We start from the raw sequence: 16,997 nt of genomic DNA on the forward strand, positions 1-16,997 counted from the left end.
CTGGGTCACTTCGGCCTGCAGCGCCTTGCGGTCGCTGGCCGAGTTGGTGGCGTTGGAGGCCTGCACCGACAGCTCGCGGACGCGCTGCAGGTTGTTGCCGATTTCGGTCAGCGAACCTTCGGCGACCTGGGCCAGCGAGATACCGTCGTTGGCATTGCGGATGGCGACGTCGGTACCGCGGATCTGGGTGCCGAAGCGCTCGGAGATCGCCAGGCCGGCGGCGTCGTCCTTGGCGCTGTTGATGCGCGAACCGGAGGACAGGCGCTGGATGGTGGTAGCCAGCGAGCTGCCGCTGGTGCTCAGGTTACGCTGAGCATTCAACGACATCGTATTGGTGTTGATGACTTGTGCCATGAGGAGAGGTCCTTGAGCGGTTGCACGTGAGTTGGGTTAGACGCCCCCGACGTGCCCCGGGGGCGGCTCATGTCAGCGCTGCAACAGGCTGAGCACGTTCTGCGGTACCTGGTTGGCCTGGGCCAGCATGGCCGTACCGGCCTGCTGCAGGATCTGGGTGCGGGTCAGTTCGGCGGTTTCCTTGGCGAAGTCGGTATCGCGGATGCGGCTGCGCGACGCGGACAGGTTCTCCGAGGAGGTCTGCAGGTTGGCGACCACCGAGGTGAAGCGGTTCTGGATCGCGCCGAGGTCGGCGCGGACGCTGTTGACCGATTCCAGGGCCTTGTCGACGATCGACATCGCCTTCTGTGCGCCTTCGGCGGTGGTGACGTTCAGGTCCTTGACGAAGCTGGCCGCTGCACCGGTCAGGGTGCCGCCGTTGGTGCTGGTCTCGGTCAGGCCCAGGCCGGCGAGGGTCGCGGCGGTGGCGCCGGCCGGCGGAGTCGCCGCGCTGACACCCAGCGCGAAGGTCTGGCCATCCTTGACCGAGGCCAGGCTGACGACGCCGGCATTGACCGAGGCAACCACGCCGGTTTCGCCCAGCTTGTTGTTGATCGCCGCGGCGGTGGCCGAGGTGATCGATTCGCCGGCCTTCACCGTGAAGTCGCTGATGGTGACCGTGGTGGCGGAGCCGCCCGGCGGGGTGACCGAGACCTGCAGGCCGGAGTAGGTGGTGTCGGCCGTCGCCTTGTCCACCGCCAGTGCGGTGCCGGTATAACCGTTGGCGAAGGTGGCCGCGCCCAGCGAATCGGCCTTGGCGTTGACCACGCTGTTGATGGCGATGGCCTGTCCGGCGTTGGCACCCACCTGGAACAGCTGGCTGGTGAAGCTGCCGTCCAGCAGCTTGGTGCCGTTGAAGTCGGCCTGCTTGGCGACGCGGTCGATCTCGCTGACCAGCTGGGTCACTTCAGCCTGCAGGGCCTTGCGGTCGCTGGCCGAGTTGGTGGCATTGGAGGCCTGCACACCCAGTTCGCGGATGCGCTGCAGGTTGTTGCCGACTTCGTTCAGCGAACCCTCGGCGACCTGGGCCAGCGAGATGCCGTCGTTGGCATTGCGGATGGCCACGTCCAGACCGCGGATCTGGGTGGTGAAGCGCTCGCTGATGGCCAGGCCGGCCGCGTCGTCCTTCGCGCTGTTGATGCGCAGGCCGGACGAGAGGCGCTGGATGGTGGTGGCGAGCGAGCTGCCGCTGGTGCTCAGGTTGCGCTGAGCGTTGAGCGACATCGTATTGGTGTTGATTACCTGTGCCATGGGGTCGTCTCCTCTTATATGGAACCCGTTGGTGAATGAAACGAAGCGCCGCCTGTTTTTTTGTGTGGCTGTGTGCTTCGCCGTTGCCAAATGAATAACGGCGCTTTGTCAACAACCTTTAGCCGTGAATTCCGTTGAAGCCAGAATTCGTTGCCTGAAGCTGTTTTCCCGGGGTTTTCAGCCCTGTTGCCAGGGTGGAAGCGGCCCCGGGAGGGGCGGTCGGGCAGGGCCTGACCAGCGCTGATGAAGGTATCGGCGGGGTCGGGCCGGGCTTGATGGAGAATCACGGAAAATCGGTCGGCGACGGCCAGGTGGCCGCGCAGCGGCGGGCAGGCGCGCAAACGAAAAAGGCCGCGATGCAGGGCATCGCGGCCTTTCGGGACTGACTCGGGCGGCGCGTCAGCGCAGCTTGTTGAACAGCGACATCGACTGCATCTGCGAGAAGATCGTCTGCGCCGCCTGCAGCGCGGTGCTCTGCAGCTGGTACTGGCTCAGCGCATCGGCGTAATCCAGGTCGCGCATCTGCGACAGCGTGGTCTTCAGGGTCACGCCATTGGCCTCGCGCATGTCGGCGGCATTGTCCAGCGCCTTCAACTGCGCACCGCCTGCGGCACGCGAATCGATCATCCGCTCGGAAGCGCGCGCCACGTCGCGCAGTGCGCTCTGCAGCTGGTTCTGCTGCGCAGTCATCTGCGCGGTGGTACCGGTGTCGGCACCCAGCGCCGCCACCAGGTTGTCCATGGTGGAGAAGATGTCGCGGCTGCTGGCGGCCTGTACGCTGAAGCTGTCACCCGCCGCCGGTGCGCCGGTGATGCGCAGGCGCACACCGTTCACTTCCAGATCGTCGCCGGCCTTGTAGGTGCCGGTTCCGGTCACGTTGCCCGCACCATCCACCACCTCGTACTGGTTGCCAGTGGTGAAGCGCACGCTGAAGCCCTGGCCGTTCCAGCTGTCGCTGCCGTCGCGGGTGATGTTGGTCAGCACGCCGTTGCCGGTGTTGCCGGCCGCGGCGCTGCCGTCGACGAAGCCATCGCCGGTGGGAATGCGCATGAAGATCTCGCTGCCGGGCAGCGCGTCCTTCACGTAGGTATCCGGACCGACTTCAACCTGGCGCTGGGTCTGGTCGCCACGGTAGACCACTTTGCCGTTGATCTTGGCAAACGGCGGGTCGCCGTCGTTGGTGCCACCGAACACGTAGCGGCCGGTGCCATCATCGGCATTGGCCAGCGACAGCAGGCCGTCGCGGATCTGGTTGACCTCGGTGATCAGCGTCTTCTTGTCCGCCGCGCTCAGCGCCGGGTTGCTGGCCTGGATGGTCAGATCGTTGACGCGTGCCATCAGGTCGTTGACCTGTGCCAGGGTGTTTTCCTGCACGCCCAGGCGGTTCTGCACGTTGCCGGCATTGAGCTTCATGCGGTCCAGTGCAGCCAGGCTGCGGTCAAGGCCGACCGCAGTGCCGGCGGCAACCGGATCGTCCTTGGCGCTGACGATCTTGCTGCCGGTGGCAATCTGCTGCTCCAGGTGGCTGAGCTTGGCCTGCTTGGCCATCATCAGCGACACCGACTGGTTGAACATCATGCTGGTGGAGATGCGGCTGCTCATCGGCGGACGGCTCCCAGGATGGTCTGGAACATGCTGTCGGCGGTCGAGATCAGCTGCGAGGCGGCCTGGTAGGCCTGCTGCAGGCGCAGCATGTCCGCCGCTTCCTCGTCCAGGTTCACGCCGGAGACTTCGTCGCGGGCTTCCTGCGCCTTGTCATTGATCACCAGCTGCGCGTCGAGCGAGTACTCGGCCGAGCGGGCGGCGGCGCCGACCTGGGTGGTCAGGCCACCCAGTGCACCGTTCAGTGTCACCGTTCCGGCGTTGAACGCCTTCGCGCTTTCCACCTTGGCCAGCTTCGACGCGTTGCTGTTGTCCGACGAACCGGCCGGGGTCGGGGTGATGTTGAAGGTATCGCCCACCTTCGGTGCACCGTCCAGCACGAAGCTCCAGCCGTTGGCGCTGATGGTCTGGCCGGGCGTGTAGGTCTGCGGCGGCCCACCGTCGATGGTGTAGGTGGTGGCCGAGGTGAACACGATCGCCGACGGATTGCGCAGGTTGGCGTTGGTCGAATCGGTGACGGTGACACCGCTCAGCTTGCCGGTACCGGTGTTGGCGGTGGCGGCCGCGCCCTTCACCGCTGCAGCGGCGGCGATGCGCGACGGATCGGTGATTGCCACTTCCATGCTGCCGGCCACGCCCGCGGTCGGCTGCAGCAGGAAGCGGTCATTTGCAGCCGGCGTACCGCCGACGACCAGCTTGACGCCGTTGATCACCAGCGGATCGGCGGCGGTGCCGGTGCCGGTCAGCGGGATGCTGGCGCCGGTGTCGGCGCGGCTGGCCTTCCAGTTGGTGCCATCGAACTGCAGCACCACGTTCTGCGCGTCCAGCTTGCCCAGGTCGCCGTAGGTTGCGCTGAGGCTGGCGGTGCCGGTATTGCTGTTGTTGCCGGTGACGCGCGGGTTGCCGATGGTGAAGAAGTCCCCGCCCAGCTGGCCATACAGGTCCACGCCCTGGTGGTGCGCTTGGTTGAAGCTCTCGGCCAGGCCCACCGCCAGCTTGCCCAGTTCAGCCTGGGCAGGGGTCAGCACGGTGTCGCGGAATTCCAGCAGGCCACCGATCTGGCCGCCGACCGCCTTCGGGTCGAGGCGGATGGTGTTGCCCTGGGTCTCCAGCGCCAACTGCAGGCGCTCGGGCTGGTACGGGTCGGCCACGGTGGTGACCTTGGTCGCCGTGGTACCCACCACCAGCGCGTTGCCGCCGGCGGTGTAGACATTCATGATGCCGCCGTCCTGGATCACCGCCGTGCCACCGGTGTAGCCGATCAGCTGGGTGATCAGCTGGTCGCGGCGGTCGAGCAGATCGGGTGCGGCAGAGGCGATGTTGGTGCCGATGGCGCCGTTGATCTGCGCGATTTCCTGCGCCAGGCGGTTGACCTCGGTGGCACCGGCCAGCAGGCCGTTGTTGACCTCGCTGTTGAGGTTGTTCAAGTGCGTGTTGAGCTGCACGAAGCGGTTGGCCAACGCCTTGCCGCCGTCGAGCATGTTCTGGCGGTCGGCGGTGCCGGCCGCGTTGGACGACAGGCCACTGACCGAATCGAAGAAGTTCGACCAGACGCCGGCCACATTGGTGGCCGCATCGGAGAACAGCGCGTTGACCCGGTCGGCCATGCCCGAAAGCTGTTTCAGGCGCGCCAGTTCACCGCTGCTGTCGAGCAGGCGCGAGATCGCCAGCTGGTCGGCCGTGCGGCGGATGTCAGTGATCCGGGTGCCGTTGCCGACCGTGCCATAGCCGTAGTTCTGCGGGTCGGCGGTAGCGAAGTTGACCTTCTGCCGGCTGTAGCCGGGCGTATTGAGGTTGGCCACGTTGTGGCTGGTGGTCGCCAACGCACGCTGGAAGGCGAGCAGGGCACCGGTACCGGTGGAAAGTACGCTGGACATGGGGTTCCTCAACGACGGGTGATACCCAGCGCCGCGGTCGCGGTGCTGGCGAAGGTCTGGCCAAGGCGCGCGCCGGCGTCGGTCACGGCCGCTACGGCACGCTCGATGGTCGGGCCGCCGGCGATCGCGGCGATCTTGGCCGCATAGCGCGGGTCGGTGGCATAGCCGGCGCGCTGCAGGCCACGGGCGAAGCCCTGCACGTCGGTGCCGGCCTGCAGGGCCTGCTGGTAGCGCGGGCTGGTCTTCAGCAGGCGCACGTAGTCGGCGAAGCTTTCGGCCGGCGAGCTGTAGGCGCGGAAGCTGGCGGTTTCGTTGCGGCGTACGCCATCCACGTATTCGTGGGTGCCGGCTGCAACGCGCTGGCCGCTCCAGCCGGTGGCCTTGATGCCGAACAGATTGTGCGAGGTACTGCCGTCGGACTGGCGGATGTGGCGCTTGCCCCAGCCGGTTTCCAACGCGGCCTGGGCGACCAGCGCACGGGCATCCACGCCCAGTTCCCTGGCCGCGCTCTGCGCGTGCTGCCAGATGCTGGCGACGAAACCTTCCGGCGTGTGCGGCCCCAGCTGGGCCACGGCGGTGCGGGTAGCCATCGCATCGGCCTGGCTCATGGCCGTACCGCGGTTGCTGGCCGTCGCCGACCACTGGTCGTTGTTGGTGGACCAGTCCTCGCCCTGCAGGTTGCCGATGTACGGATCCTCGGTGCCCAGCGAGCGGTGCAGGCTGCTGCTTTCGCGACCGGCGATCAGGTCCAGTGCCTGTTCCATCGGTGCCAGCGCGGCCTGCGCGCCGTGCTGTGCGCCGGCCGCCATCTGCTGCAGCATGCGCACGGCCTGGCTGCCATCTTCCAACGGCAGCGACGGTGCCGGCTTGTCCGGCGCGTTGAGCTGGTAGGCGCGGCTGGCCTTGGCCGGATCCACGCGGGTATCCAGCGCGGGGCCGTCGGCGGCCTGGCCGGACAGCTGGCGGCTGATCATGCCGGACAGGCCCAGCCCCTTGCCGCGGGTCATCGCCTCGGCGATCTTCTGGTCGTACATGTCGCGGAACATCTTGTTCTCGCCGGGAAACAGCGAGTCGCCGAAACTGGCATCACGCATGCTCTTGACCAGCATCTGTGCGAACTGGCCTTCCAGCTGGCGTGCGACCTTGTCGATCTTCGCCGGGTCGTTCTGCTGCGCCGGGTGCAGGTCGAATGCGGGATTGATGCGCATGTCAGATCACCTCGAGCTCGGCACTCAATGCGCCGGCCTGCTTCAGGGCTTCCAGGATCGCGATCAGGTCGCCCGGCGCCGCGCCCACGGCGTTCACCGCGTGCACGATCTCGTCCAGGGTGGTGCCGCCGCTGAACTTGAACATGCGGCTGCCGTCGTTGGTGGCGGTGATGGTCGACTGTGGGCTGGCCACGGTACGGCCACCGGACAGGGCATTGGGTTGGCTGACGTTGGTGTTCTCCTGGATCGTCACCGTCAGCGAACCATGCGAGATCGCGGCAGGGCCGACCCGCACCTGCTGGCCGATGACCACGGTGCCGGTGCGGGAATTGACCACGACCTTGGCCGGGGCGCTGCCCGGGGTCAGCTCCAGGTTCTCGATGCGGGCCAGCAGGCCGATGCGTGCGCCCGGATCGGTCGGCGCAGTCACGGCCACGGTCACGCCGTCGACCGCACGCGCGGCGCCTTCGCCGAACGCGTTGTTGAGTGCGGCGACCATGCGCGAAACGGTGGTGAAATCGTTGTTGTGCAGGTTCAGCGTGATGTCGCCGCCATTGGCCAGCGGGTCGGGCAGGGCACGCTCGACCGTGGCGCCATTGGGAATGCGGCCCACGCTCGGTACGTTCACCGAAACCCGCGAACCATCCTTGCCCTGCGCACCAAAGCCGCCGACGATCAGGTTGCCCTGCGCGATCGCATAGATCTGGCCGTCGGCGCCGCGCAGCGGGGCCATCAGCAGCGAGCCGCCGCGCAGCGAGACGGCGTTGCCGATCGACGACACGGTGATGTCGATCGGCTGGCCCGGCTTGGCGAACGGCGGCAGCTCGGCATGGATCGCGACGGCCGCAACATTCTTCAGCTGCGGATTGACGTTGGCCGGTACGTTCACGCCCAGCTCGCCGAGCAGGTTCTTCAGGCTCTGCACGGTGAAGGGCGCCTGGCTGGTGCGGTCGCCGCTGCCATCCAGGCCGACCACCAGGCCGTAGCCCACCAGGGCGTTACCACGCACGCCGCCGACCTGGGCCAGGTCCTTGATGCGCTCGGCGCTGGCCGGGGCTGCCACGACCAGCAGCATCAGCGCGACGAACGACGCCACGCGGCGCTGCCAGGAAGAAGAGGGGAGGAGTTTCATGGCCATACTCAGAACGGCGTCAGGCCGGAATTGAAGAAGCGGCTCAGCCAGCCCATCGCGTTGGACTGCGCGACCGGGCCGCGGCCGCCGTAGACGATGCGGGCTTCGGCCACGCGGCTGGAAGGAATGGTGTTGTCCTGGCTGATGTCGCCCGGGCGCACGATGCCCTGCACCTGCACCAGTTCATCACCCTGGTTCAGTCGCAGGTTCTTCTGCCCCTGTACCACCAGGTTGCCATTGGGCAGGCGCTGGATCACCGTGACGGTGACACTGCCCTGCAGGCGGTTGCTCTGCGCGCTGTTGCCCTTGCCGGTGAAGTCACGCGCGCCCTTGGCCGTCGCACTGAGGATGTCCTTGCCGCCCAGGGTGACCGGCGCACCGAGGATGGACGGCGTGCCCAGGCTCAGGTTGGATTCCTTGTTGGTGGCCGTGTTGGCGCTGGTCTGCGCGGTGGTGTTTTCCAGCAGGGTGATGGTCAGCAGGTCGCCGACATCGCGTGCGCGGCGGTCCGAGTACAGCTGCAGGGTCGGGCCGGCAGCGTAGATCGCACCGGCGGTCGGCGCGGCCTGCGGCGGCATGATCGGCTGGATCGGTGCCATCGCCGCGTAGGGGCGCACGTCGCCGGCGATCACGCAGCCACCGAGCAGGGCGACCACGGCGCAGGCGAGGGCAGTGCGGGTGAATCTGGAAATGGGCGACATGGCGGTTTCCCGGTTGGGCCGGTCAGAGCTTGTTGTTGAGATAGCCGAGCATCGAATCGGTGGTGGAGATCGCCTTGGCGTTCATTTCGTAGGCGCGCTGGGTTTCGATCATCGACACCAGCTCTTCGACCACATTGACGTTGCTGCCTTCCAGCGCGCCCTGCACCACGGTGCCGAGGCCGTTGAGCCCGGGATTGCCGTTCTGTGCCGGACCGGAAGCGGTGGTTTCCAGGAACAGGTTCTCGCCGCGTGCCTGCAGGCCGGCCGGATTGACGAAGTCAGTCAGGGTCAGCGCACCCACTTCCACTGACGCCGCGCCGTCGGCCATCTTCACGCTGATGGTGCCGTCGGTACCGATGGTCACCGACTGCGCGCCCTCGGGAATCTGGATGCCCGGCTGCACCGGGTAGCCGCTGTTGGTGACCAGCTCGCTGTCCTGGTTGATCTTGAACGAGCCATCACGGGTGTAGGCCGAGCTGCCGTCGGGCATCTGCACTTCGAAGAAGCCGCGGCCGTTGACCATCACGTCCAGCGCACGGCCGGTCTGCTGCTGGCCACCCTGCTCGAAATTCTTGGCGGTGGCGACCACGCGTACACCGGTACCCAGCTGCAGGCCGGTCGGCAGCTGGGTCTGCGCCGACGAAGAGCCGCCGGGCTGGCGTACCTGCTGGTACAGCAGGTCCTCGAAGCTGGCACGGTCCTGCTTGAAGCCGGTGGTGTTGGTGTTGGCGAGGTTGTTGGAAACCACCGACATGCGCATCTGCTGCGCATCCAGTCCGGTTTTCGCGATCCACAATGCCTGGTTCATCTTCGGTGTCCTGTCTGGGTAAAGCCGGCCGCGCGATGCGGCCCCTGGTAACGGGTGTGCAAGCGGTGTGCCAGCGCCGCGCCCGGGCGGCGCCGGAATTCCGTCAGCTGCCCAGGCGCAGCAGGCTGTTGGCACTGCGCGCGTTGTCGTCGCCGTGCTTGATCACCTGCACCTGCATTTCGTACTGGCGCTGCAACTGGATCATCTGCACCAGTGCACCGGCGGCATCGACGTTGCTGCCTTCCAGCTGGCCGCTGTGCACGGCCGTGCCCTGTGCCGGTGCGAACGGCTGCAGTGGGTCGGTGTTGCGGAACAGGCCATCCAGGCCACGCTCGAGGCGCTCGTCCGGCGCCTGTACCACCTTGATCCGGCCGATCTGCGCCATGGTCTGCGGGCCTTCGCCCTGCGGGATGATCGAGAGCGTGCCGTCGGCACCGATTTCCATCGCCTGGTAGGGCGGAATGGCGATCGGGTTGTTGTTGTCATCCAGTACCGGACGGCCGCTGGAGGTCACCAGCTGGCCGTTCGGGGTGACCGACAATGCAGCGCCGCGCGTGTATGCCTCACTGCCGTCGCTGGACTGCACGGCCAGCCAGGTGCCGGTCTGCAGGGACAGATCCAGCGGCTTGCCGGTGATGTGCTGCGAGCCGGGCGTACGGTTGAAGCCGGCGTCGACGTGCAGCGCATCCACCCGCGAGGCAAAGCCCGGGCCCTTGATCGGGAAGGCTTCGGTGTTGGCCAGCGCTTCCTTGAAGCCAGGGGTGTCCGAGTTGGCGAGGTTGTGGCTGAGCGTTCCCTGCGCCTGCAGGGAGGCGCGGGCACCGGTCATCGCCACGTAAAGAGCTTTATCCATGCGGGGAGTTCCGTGACAGGGTCAGCAGCTCATCAACGGATGTTGATGACGGTCTGGGTGATCTGGTCCTGCGTGGTGATCATCTGCGCGTTGGCCTGGAAGTTGCGCTGCGCGGTGATCATGTTGACCAGTTGCTCGGTGAGATCGACGGTGGACGCTTCCAGCGAGCCGGCCTGGATCTTGCCGAGGTTGGAGGTGTCCGGCATGCCGGTGCGCGGCGTGCCCGATTCGAAGGTCTCCACCCACAGGTTGTTGCCCTTCGATTCCAGGCCCTGCGTGTTGTTGAAGGTGGTCAGGGCGACCTGGCCCAGTGGCTTGTCGTCGCCGTTGGAATAGCGGGCGTAGACCACGCCGGATTCGGACACGGTCACTTCGTTGAGCTTGCCGGCGGCATAGCCGTCCTGCTGGGTATTGCGCAGGGCGAACTTCTCGCCGTACTGGGTGGAGCCGCTGATGTCCAGCGTCATGTTCAACTGGCCGGCACCGGTGGTCGGGGTGAAGGTGCCGAGGCTGACCTTGCCGTTGGCAGGTGCGACCAGCTTGCCGCTGTTGTCGAAGGTGACCGGGGTCGCTGCGCCGGCCGGCTGGCCATCGACGTAATTGCGCACGGTCCATTCGTTGGGGTTGGCGCCCTTGACGAAGTACGAGACCTGGATGTGGCTCACGCCCAGCGAGTCGTACACGGTGATGCCACCGCTGGAGTGGTTGTAGCTGTTCGAATCGGCCGGGTCGAAGGTCGCCACCGTCGGTTGCTTGGCGTTGGCCGGCAGGGTGAAGCCAACCTTCACTTCGCTGGTCTGCTTCGGCGGGCTGTCGGTGGTCAGCAGCTGCAGGTCGACCAGGCGGCCTGCATCGAAGTTGGTGCCATCGGCATTCGGCGCGAACACCTGCAGGCGCGCACCCTGCGGGTTGACCACGTAGCCGGCCGAGTCGGTCTGGAAGTTGCCGGCGCGCGAGTACACGCGCGAACCATTCATGTTCATGGTGAAGAAGCCTTCACCGGAAATGGCCATGTCCAGGCTGCGCCCGGTCTGCTCGTTGTGGCCCTGGATGAACTGCTGGGCGACGTTGGAAACGCGCACGCCCGAGCCGGTCTGGTTCTTCGACAGGCCGTAGCTGGTCGAAGCGAACAGGTCGGCGAACTCCGCGCGTGACTGCTTGAAGCCGGTAGTGTTGACGTTGGCGACGTTGTTGGCGGTGACGCTCAGGTCGGTGTTGGCGGCGTTGATGCCGGACAGCGAGACATTGAAGCCCATGGGATGCTCCTGGTTGATGCGGAAGGTGCGGCTCAGCTGACGCGGAGCACGTAGTCGATCGGGGCCGTGCCCAGGCCCTTGAGGTTCAGGTACAGGCCGTCGGAACCAACGGTCACGCTCTCCACCGGCGCCTGTACGTAGGTGGACAGCTTGGTGCTCTTGCCGGCGGTGTCGACATGGTTGGCGACGATGGAGTACTTGCCCGGCTCCATGCGCTTGCCGTTGGCATCCTTGCCGTCCCACTGGAAGGCGGTTTCGCCGGCAGCCTTGGCTTCCACGCTCAGCGAGGTGACCTTGGCGCCGTTGGCATCGGTGATGTCCACGGTGATGATGCCGGCCGACGGTGCAGCCACCGTGCCTTCGACATTGCCTTCCTTCTCCAGCACCAGCTTTTCCGACGGCACCAGCACCTGGTGGCCGACCAGCGCAGCGCCACGCAGCACCTGGTCGCTGGCCATCGACTCCTGGAAGCCCTTCACCGTCTTGTTCAGATCGGTGATGCCCTGCACGGTGGACATCTGCGCCATCTGCGCGACCATCTGCGTGTTGTCCATCGGCTTCAGCGGATCCTGGTGCTGCAGCTGCTCGGTCATCAGGCGCAGGAAGTCGGCCTGGTCCAGCGTGTTCTTCTTTTTCGTGGCGTTGCTGTTGGGGGCGTTCAGGCCCAGCGCGGAATAGACGTCCTGGCTGGTCTGGTTGTTGACGGCGGTGGTCATGGCGGTATCCGGTGCTGCGGGCCTCAGCGGCCCATGGTCAGGGTGGCCAGGGCCAGTTCCTTGGCGGTGGTCAACATCTCCACGCCGGCCTGGTAATTGCGCGAGGTCGAGATCAGGTTGACCATCTGCGCCACCGGATCGACATCGGGCTGGTAGATGTAGCCATCGGCGTCGGCCAGCGGGTGGCCCGGCTCGTAGCGCTTGATCGGCGCGGCCTCGCTCTGGGTGATCTCCTTCACCTTCACCGAGGTGATGTTGGGATCGTTCTTGCTGGTGACGGCCTGGAAGATCGGTTCCAGCGGCTTGTACACGGCGTCGGCGGAACCGGCGACGGTGTCGGCATTGGAGAGGTTGGAGGCGATGGTGCTCATGCGCACCGACTGCGCCTGCAGCGCGGAGCCGGCGATGTCGAAGATCGGCAGGTTGCTCATGGCTTATTGCCCCGTGATCGCGGTCAGCATGGAACGCACCTTGCTCTCGACGAAGCTGAGCGAGGCGCGGTATTCCAGTGCGGCGCGGCCATAGGCGGCACGCTCGGCATCGGGGTCGACGGTGTTGCCGTCCAGGCTGGGCTGCACGCCTTCGCGCGCGATCTGGAACGGGTTCAGGCCACTACTGATCTCGTAGTGCTGCTCATGGGTGGTGGCCATCAGGCCATTGGCATCCTGCCCCTGGGCGTGGCGCAGGGCGGCATCGAAGTCCAGGTCCTGGGCCTTGTAGCCGGGAGTGTCGGCATTGCCGAGGTTGCTGGCGATCAGCTTCATCCGCTGTTCGCGCAACGGCATGGCCTGGGCGTGGACGCCCAGGTAGTCGGTAATCAGGTTGCGCACGGTGCACTCCCACGGGAACGTTGCCCGGGAAGCTGCAAGGGGTGTGCCAAATGGAGAGGGGGTCAGATCCCCGCAGGGGCTCTGACCCCGTGGTTGACGCGTTGCGATGCGGGGTCGGAGCCCGTTCCGGGATCCGACCCCTCGGCGGGCCTTACGCCGCCAGCGCCACCTTGCGCAGGCGGTCCAGCACGAAGTCGGCCAGCTCGTGCGGCGAGTACTTGGCGACGAACGCATTGGCGCCGACGCGCTCGACCATGGCGTTGTTGAAGACGCCCGACAGCGAGGTGTGCAGCAGCACGTACAGGCCGGCCAGGCCCGGGTGGCGCCGGATTTCCGTCGTCAGCGTGTAGCCATCCATGGCCGGCATCTCGATGTCCGAGATGACCATGGCATAGCGCTCGGCCGGGTTTTCCCCCGAGGCGTGGACCTGCAGCAGGTGGTCCAGCGCCTGCTTGCCGTCGGAAAGCAGGGTGGCACCCACGCCCAGCTGGTCCAGCACGCTGCGGATCTGCTGGCGGGCCACGCGCGAGTCGTCCACCACCAGCACCTGCAGCTGCGGGCCGTCGGCGGGCATGGCCATTGCCGGGTCGAGTACCGCTTCTCCGCGCACCTGGGCGATATCGGCCAGCACGCTCTCAACGTCGATCACCTGGATCAGCTCGCCCTGGAAGCGGGTCACCGCGGTCAGGTAGCTCGACTCGGCGCCCAGCTCCGGTGGCGGGTGGATGTCTTCCACCGCGATGTTGACGATGCGTTCGACGCCACTGACCAGGAAGCCCTGGATCGAGCGGTTGAATTCGGTGACGACCAGGTAGCCCGGCGAGGTGTCCGCGTCCGGTTCGCGCTCGGGGTGGCCGATCGCCAGGCCCAGGTCCAGTACCGGCACCGAGCGGCCGCGCACGTCGGCCACGCCGGAGAACTGGCTGGGCAGGCCGGGCACCTGGAACAGCTCCGGGCGGCGCAGGACTTCCTGCACCTTGAAGACATTGACGCCAAAAAGCTGACGTCCGCCGAGGCGGAACAGCAGCAGCGCCAGGCGGTTGTGGCCGGCCAGTCGGGTCCGCTGGTCGATCCGGTTGAGCAGGTCATGGGACATGGCTGCTGTATCGGCGTGGTGGGGGCGGAACTTGAGGGCGCTCTGCCGCCCGCGCGGCGCGCACCGCGTTTGTAGAGTCGACTGTCAGTCGACTGCTCTTCGATCCGATCACGGGAAACCTCGCGCTTCGCGCGAAAGTCGACTGGCAGTCGACTCTACCCATCCGGTCGAATCCCCATCCCGGATCCGATCAACGGGACCCGGTCTCTGGCACACCCCTTGCACGCTGCTGGGCCAGATCCCATCGACAGGAGGCGCCATGCGCCGGGTCACATCGCTGTTCGCCATCGCGCTCGCCCTGGCCGCGCCGTGGGCGGGCGCCACGGACTGGCAACCGGTGGCCAGCATCCGCGCGGCCGCATTGTCGACACTGCCTGCCGGCAGTGAAGGCGAGGCGCAGGTGGCCGATGCGCTGCGCCTGCCGAAATGTGGCAGCGCGTTGCAGGTGCAGCCCACCGCCAACACCACGGTAGAGGTGAGCTGTCCCGATGCGGGCGGCTGGCGCCTGTTCGTGCCGGTGAAAGTGCGGCGCAACCAGACCGTGCTGGTGCTCAACCGCGGAATCGGCACTGGAGAAACCCTCACGGCCGCCGATATCACCACCGCCCAGCGTGACGCTGCCCGGATTGCCGGCGCGGTGCTGTCCGATCCCAATGCGGCGATCGGCCGCATCGCCCGCCGTCCGTTGCAGGCCGGAGCCCTGCTGTCGAACAACGATCTGGTGGTCCAGCGTCTCATCAAGCGAGGAGACAATGTAGCCTTGGTGTCGCGTCGCGGCTCGGTCGAGGTGCGCATTGCCGGCCGTGCGATGGGTGATGCCGGTGAGAACGAGCGGGTCTCGGTCGAGAACCTGTCCTCGCGGCGGATCGTGCAGGGCACGGTCGACGCCGCAGGTGACGTAATCGTGGCGCGTTGATTTACCGCAAAATATCCCTAAAGATCACGGCCCTGCGGCCGTTATCCCTTGTGAACGGCAACTCCAGGACACCCCATGAGCCAGAAAATCGACGGCAACCTGCAGGTCCCCCAGGCACTGCGCAGCGTGACGACCCCGGCCAGCAAGCCCGGCGTCAGCACCGATGCGGCGGCGCGCCCGGTCGAGGCGGCCGACAGCCTGCGCCTGACCGGCGAGGCCACCAATCTGCAGGCCATCGAGCGTGAGCTGACCACCGCCCCGGCGATCGACGCCCAGCGCGTGGCGGCCGTGCGCGAGTCACTGCAGAACGGCACCTACAAGATCAATCCGGACGCGATCGCATCGCGCATGCTCGATCTGGACCAGCAGCTGCACGGATGACTGCGGCGATGAGCGAGCCGCTGCAGCGCCTCGCCCAGGCCCTGGACGTTGAGCGCCAGGCCCTGGTCGAGCACGACGTGCACGCCCTGATCCGGGCCACCGGCGCCAAGCTGGAAGCGCTGCGTGCGCTGGAAGGCGCGCCGCCGGTGGGCGAGGGCGAACAGCTGCAGGAACTGGCCGAGCGCAACCGCGCCAACGGCGTGCTGCTGTCGCGCCGTCGCCGCGAGGTGAACTGGGCGCTGCGCCAGCTCGGCCGTACCGAAGATGCCTCGGCCTACGATGCCAAGGGCCAGTCGCACACGGTCAGCATCGGCCGGCCACTCGCCGTCGCCTGACGCGACGGCGGTCGCACACCCCCTCCCGGTGGGCTGAAGCCCGCTGCATGACCGCGTATATTGGGCGCCTGTTCGAACGCCCCGAGTCGCCGTGTCCGCTGCCAACGCCCTGGTTACCGCCCCCCTTCCGCCGCAGCCGGTGCTGCAGGCCCTGCTTGAGCGCCTGCGCGAAGGCCTGCTGCTGTTCACTGAAGACGGGCAGGTGGCCCTGGCCAACCCGGCCGCGCAGAACCTGCTGGCCAGTGGCTCGGACGGCGGATTGCCGCCGCCGCAGCGGCTGCGCGAGCTGCTCCCCCCTGATGCACTGGAGCAGGCCCGCCAGCATGGCCACTGGAATGGCAGCCTGCCGCTGGGCGAGGGCGTGGTCATCGCCCACCTGTACCACCATGGTCCGGTCGGCGAAGGGCATTTCCTTGCGTTGTTCCGCCACATCGAAGGGCAGGAAGACTACGAGCGCGAACTGCAGCAGCGCCACGCCGAGCTGCGCCAGGCCTACCTGCGCCTCAATGGCACCCAGGAAAAGCTGCTGCAGTCGGAGAAGATGGCCTCGATCGGCCAGCTCGCCGCCGGCGTCGCGCACGAGATCAACAACCCGATCGGTTACGTGCACTCCAACCTGGGCAGCCTGCAGGAGTACCTGCGCAGCCTGTTCACCGTGATCGAAGCCTACGAGCGCGCCCTGCGCGCGCCGGACCCGAAGGCACTGATTCCGGAAATCGATGACATCCGTGACCGCCTGGACATCGACTTCATCAGCCGCGACCTGCCGCAGCTGATGGCCGAATCGCGCGAAGGCATCGAGCGCGTTACCCGCATCGTGCGCGACCTGAAGGACTTCTCGTATTCCGGTCGCGACGAATCGTGGAAGCTGGTCGACCTGCACGCGGGCCTGGAATCGACCATCAACATCATCTGGAACGAACTCAAGTACAAGGTCACCCTGGTACGCGAATTCGGCCAGTTGCCGCTGGTGGAGTGCCTGCCGTCGGAGTTGAACCAGGTCTACATGAACCTGTTGCTCAACGCTGGCCATGCCATTGCCGAGCGCGGCACGATCATTGTGCGCACCGGCGTTGATGGCGATCACGTGTGGGTTGAATTCGAAGACACCGGCGGCGGCATCTCGCCGGAACTGCGCCAGCGCATCTTCGATCCGTTCTTCACCACCAAGCCGGTCGGCAGTGGCACCGGTCTGGGCCTGTCGATCTCCTACAGCATCATCAACAAGCATCACGGCCGCATCGACCTGGACAGCACCCCGGGCGTGGGCTCGCGCTTCCGCGTGGTGCTGCCGGTGAAGCAGCCGCGCTGACCGCTTCCGAAGTGGAACCGGACACCCAGAGCAGCCGGCCAGCGGCCGGCTCTACCGGGGCCCATCGATGGTAGTGCCGGCCGCTGGCCGGCAACCTCATTGAAGCCGGGCACCCAAGGCAGCCGGCCAGCGGCCGGCTCTACCGGGGCCTATCGATGGTAGTGCCGGCCGCTGGCCGGCAACCTCATTCAAGCCGGGCACCCAAGGCAGCCGGCCAGCGGCCGGCTCTACCGGGGCCAATCGACGGTAGTGCCGGCCGCTGGCCGGCAACCTCATTGAAGCCGGGCACCCAAGGCAGCCGGCCAGCGGCCGGCTCTACCGGGGCCAATC

General features: G+C 66.8%; 18 protein-coding genes. 4 read left to right on the forward strand and 14 right to left on the reverse strand.

What is annotated here, in order from left to right; genetic code table 11:
• From AC5P8R_RS20295 to AC5P8R_RS20360, 14 genes are all read right to left on the reverse strand, one after another.
• On the reverse strand, window positions 1-354 hold a 354-nt coding region (locus AC5P8R_RS20295), incomplete at its 3' end, for a flagellin N-terminal helical domain-containing protein (RefSeq protein WP_495202977.1).
• 72 nt (window positions 355-426) lie between these two features.
• The gene (locus AC5P8R_RS20300; RefSeq protein WP_495223773.1) at window positions 427-1,644 is read right to left on the reverse strand and encodes a flagellin; all 1,218 of its coding nucleotides are present in this window, start codon (window positions 1,642-1,644) and stop codon (window positions 427-429) included.
• A gap of 399 nt (window positions 1,645-2,043) precedes the next feature.
• The gene (gene flgL, locus AC5P8R_RS20305) at window positions 2,044-3,246 is read right to left on the reverse strand and encodes a flagellar hook-associated protein FlgL (RefSeq protein ID WP_014647057.1); all 1,203 of its coding nucleotides are present in this window, start codon (window positions 3,244-3,246) and stop codon (window positions 2,044-2,046) included.
• On the reverse strand, window positions 3,243-5,123 hold the full coding sequence (flgK, locus tag AC5P8R_RS20310; RefSeq protein ID WP_032961912.1) for a flagellar hook-associated protein FlgK: 1,881 nt from the start codon (window positions 5,121-5,123) through the stop codon (window positions 3,243-3,245). Before flgK ends, flgL begins: the two co-directional genes overlap by 4 nt.
• Window positions 5,124-5,131: 8 nt before the next feature.
• Window positions 5,132-6,331: a flagellar assembly peptidoglycan hydrolase FlgJ gene (gene flgJ / locus AC5P8R_RS20315; protein WP_049408312.1), complete on the reverse strand. Its 1,200-nt coding sequence runs from the start codon at window positions 6,329-6,331 to the stop codon at window positions 5,132-5,134.
• Window position 6,332: 1 nt separating this feature from the next.
• Entirely contained in the window at window positions 6,333-7,469 is a 1,137-nt protein-coding gene (locus tag AC5P8R_RS20320) for a flagellar basal body P-ring protein FlgI (protein ID WP_041863393.1), read from the reverse strand.
• Between the two features lie 2 nt (window positions 7,470-7,471).
• Window positions 7,472-8,164 (reverse strand): flagellar basal body L-ring protein FlgH, encoded by a 693-nt coding sequence (gene flgH, locus AC5P8R_RS20325; protein WP_014647061.1) that lies wholly within the window; start codon window positions 8,162-8,164, stop codon window positions 7,472-7,474.
• A gap of 22 nt (window positions 8,165-8,186) precedes the next feature.
• Window positions 8,187-8,972 (reverse strand): flagellar basal-body rod protein FlgG, encoded by a 786-nt coding sequence (flgG, locus tag AC5P8R_RS20330; protein WP_005409571.1) that lies wholly within the window; start codon window positions 8,970-8,972, stop codon window positions 8,187-8,189.
• 103 nt (window positions 8,973-9,075) lie between these two features.
• The gene (locus tag AC5P8R_RS20335; RefSeq protein ID WP_032961905.1) at window positions 9,076-9,825 is read right to left on the reverse strand and encodes a flagellar basal body rod protein FlgF; all 750 of its coding nucleotides are present in this window, start codon (window positions 9,823-9,825) and stop codon (window positions 9,076-9,078) included.
• A gap of 32 nt (window positions 9,826-9,857) precedes the next feature.
• Entirely contained in the window at window positions 9,858-11,081 is a 1,224-nt protein-coding gene (gene flgE / locus AC5P8R_RS20340; RefSeq protein ID WP_197621743.1) for a flagellar hook protein FlgE, read from the reverse strand.
• Window positions 11,082-11,113: 32 nt separating this feature from the next.
• Window positions 11,114-11,797: a flagellar hook assembly protein FlgD gene (locus AC5P8R_RS20345; RefSeq protein WP_014647064.1), complete on the reverse strand. Its 684-nt coding sequence runs from the start codon at window positions 11,795-11,797 to the stop codon at window positions 11,114-11,116.
• A 23-nt stretch (window positions 11,798-11,820) separates the two neighbouring features.
• A complete protein-coding gene (gene flgC / locus AC5P8R_RS20350; protein WP_005416461.1) occupies window positions 11,821-12,228 on the reverse strand; it encodes a flagellar basal body rod protein FlgC in 408 nt (135 codons plus the stop codon).
• A 3-nt stretch (window positions 12,229-12,231) separates the two neighbouring features.
• The gene (flgB, locus tag AC5P8R_RS20355) at window positions 12,232-12,627 is read right to left on the reverse strand and encodes a flagellar basal body rod protein FlgB (protein ID WP_005409576.1); all 396 of its coding nucleotides are present in this window, start codon (window positions 12,625-12,627) and stop codon (window positions 12,232-12,234) included.
• A 151-nt stretch (window positions 12,628-12,778) separates the two neighbouring features.
• Window positions 12,779-13,723 (reverse strand): chemotaxis protein, encoded by a 945-nt coding sequence (locus tag AC5P8R_RS20360; RefSeq protein WP_014037130.1) that lies wholly within the window; start codon window positions 13,721-13,723, stop codon window positions 12,779-12,781.
• Between the two features lie 259 nt (window positions 13,724-13,982).
• Here AC5P8R_RS20360 and flgA point away from each other — a divergent pair, with 259 nt between their 5' ends.
• The 4 genes from flgA to AC5P8R_RS20380 all read left to right on the forward strand — a co-directional run bounded on the left by flgA (window position 13,983) and on the right by AC5P8R_RS20380 (window position 16,667).
• Window positions 13,983-14,639: a flagellar basal body P-ring formation chaperone FlgA gene (gene flgA / locus AC5P8R_RS20365; protein WP_014647066.1), complete on the forward strand. Its 657-nt coding sequence runs from the start codon at window positions 13,983-13,985 to the stop codon at window positions 14,637-14,639.
• Between the two features lie 75 nt (window positions 14,640-14,714).
• On the forward strand, window positions 14,715-15,020 hold the full coding sequence (flgM, locus tag AC5P8R_RS20370; protein ID WP_014647067.1) for a flagellar biosynthesis anti-sigma factor FlgM: 306 nt from the start codon (window positions 14,715-14,717) through the stop codon (window positions 15,018-15,020).
• The gene (locus AC5P8R_RS20375) at window positions 15,017-15,355 is read left to right on the forward strand and encodes a FlgN family protein (RefSeq protein ID WP_014037132.1); all 339 of its coding nucleotides are present in this window, start codon (window positions 15,017-15,019) and stop codon (window positions 15,353-15,355) included. The genes flgM and AC5P8R_RS20375 overlap by 4 nt, the downstream gene beginning before the upstream one ends.
• 91 nt (window positions 15,356-15,446) lie before the next feature.
• A complete protein-coding gene (locus tag AC5P8R_RS20380) occupies window positions 15,447-16,667 on the forward strand; it encodes an ATP-binding protein (RefSeq protein WP_169411007.1) in 1,221 nt (406 codons plus the stop codon).
• Window positions 16,668-16,997 lie beyond the last annotated feature (330 nt).

This window comes from Stenotrophomonas sp. YJH_SMC_73 (genome assembly GCF_059370155.1).

Excerpts from the sequence above, each read along its gene's own strand:
- flgJ (WP_049408312.1), bottom strand. The coding sequence starts at position 6,331 with ATGCGCATCAATCCCGCATTCGACCTGCACCCGGCGCAGCAGAACGAC.
- flgK (WP_032961912.1), bottom strand. The coding sequence starts at position 5,123 with ATGTCCAGCGTACTTTCCACCGGTACCGGTGCCCTGCTCGCCTTCCAG.
- flgH (WP_014647061.1), bottom strand. The coding sequence starts at position 8,164 with ATGTCGCCCATTTCCAGATTCACCCGCACTGCCCTCGCCTGCGCCGTG.
- flgE (WP_197621743.1), bottom strand. The coding sequence starts at position 11,081 with ATGGGCTTCAATGTCTCGCTGTCCGGCATCAACGCCGCCAACACCGAC.
- flgM (WP_014647067.1), top strand. The coding sequence starts at position 14,715 with ATGAGCCAGAAAATCGACGGCAACCTGCAGGTCCCCCAGGCACTGCGC.
- flgL (WP_014647057.1), bottom strand. The coding sequence starts at position 3,246 with ATGAGCAGCCGCATCTCCACCAGCATGATGTTCAACCAGTCGGTGTCG.
- AC5P8R_RS20320 (WP_041863393.1), bottom strand. The coding sequence starts at position 7,469 with ATGGCCATGAAACTCCTCCCCTCTTCTTCCTGGCAGCGCCGCGTGGCG.
- AC5P8R_RS20360 (WP_014037130.1), bottom strand. The coding sequence starts at position 13,723 with ATGTCCCATGACCTGCTCAACCGGATCGACCAGCGGACCCGACTGGCC.
- flgG (WP_005409571.1), bottom strand. The coding sequence starts at position 8,972 with ATGAACCAGGCATTGTGGATCGCGAAAACCGGACTGGATGCGCAGCAG.
- AC5P8R_RS20375 (WP_014037132.1), top strand. The coding sequence starts at position 15,017 with ATGACTGCGGCGATGAGCGAGCCGCTGCAGCGCCTCGCCCAGGCCCTG.
- AC5P8R_RS20345 (WP_014647064.1), bottom strand. The coding sequence starts at position 11,797 with ATGACCACCGCCGTCAACAACCAGACCAGCCAGGACGTCTATTCCGCG.
- flgC (WP_005416461.1), bottom strand. The coding sequence starts at position 12,228 with ATGAGCAACCTGCCGATCTTCGACATCGCCGGCTCCGCGCTGCAGGCG.
- AC5P8R_RS20300 (WP_495223773.1), bottom strand. The coding sequence starts at position 1,644 with ATGGCACAGGTAATCAACACCAATACGATGTCGCTCAACGCTCAGCGC.
- AC5P8R_RS20335 (WP_032961905.1), bottom strand. The coding sequence starts at position 9,825 with ATGGATAAAGCTCTTTACGTGGCGATGACCGGTGCCCGCGCCTCCCTG.
- flgA (WP_014647066.1), top strand. The coding sequence starts at position 13,983 with ATGCGCCGGGTCACATCGCTGTTCGCCATCGCGCTCGCCCTGGCCGCG.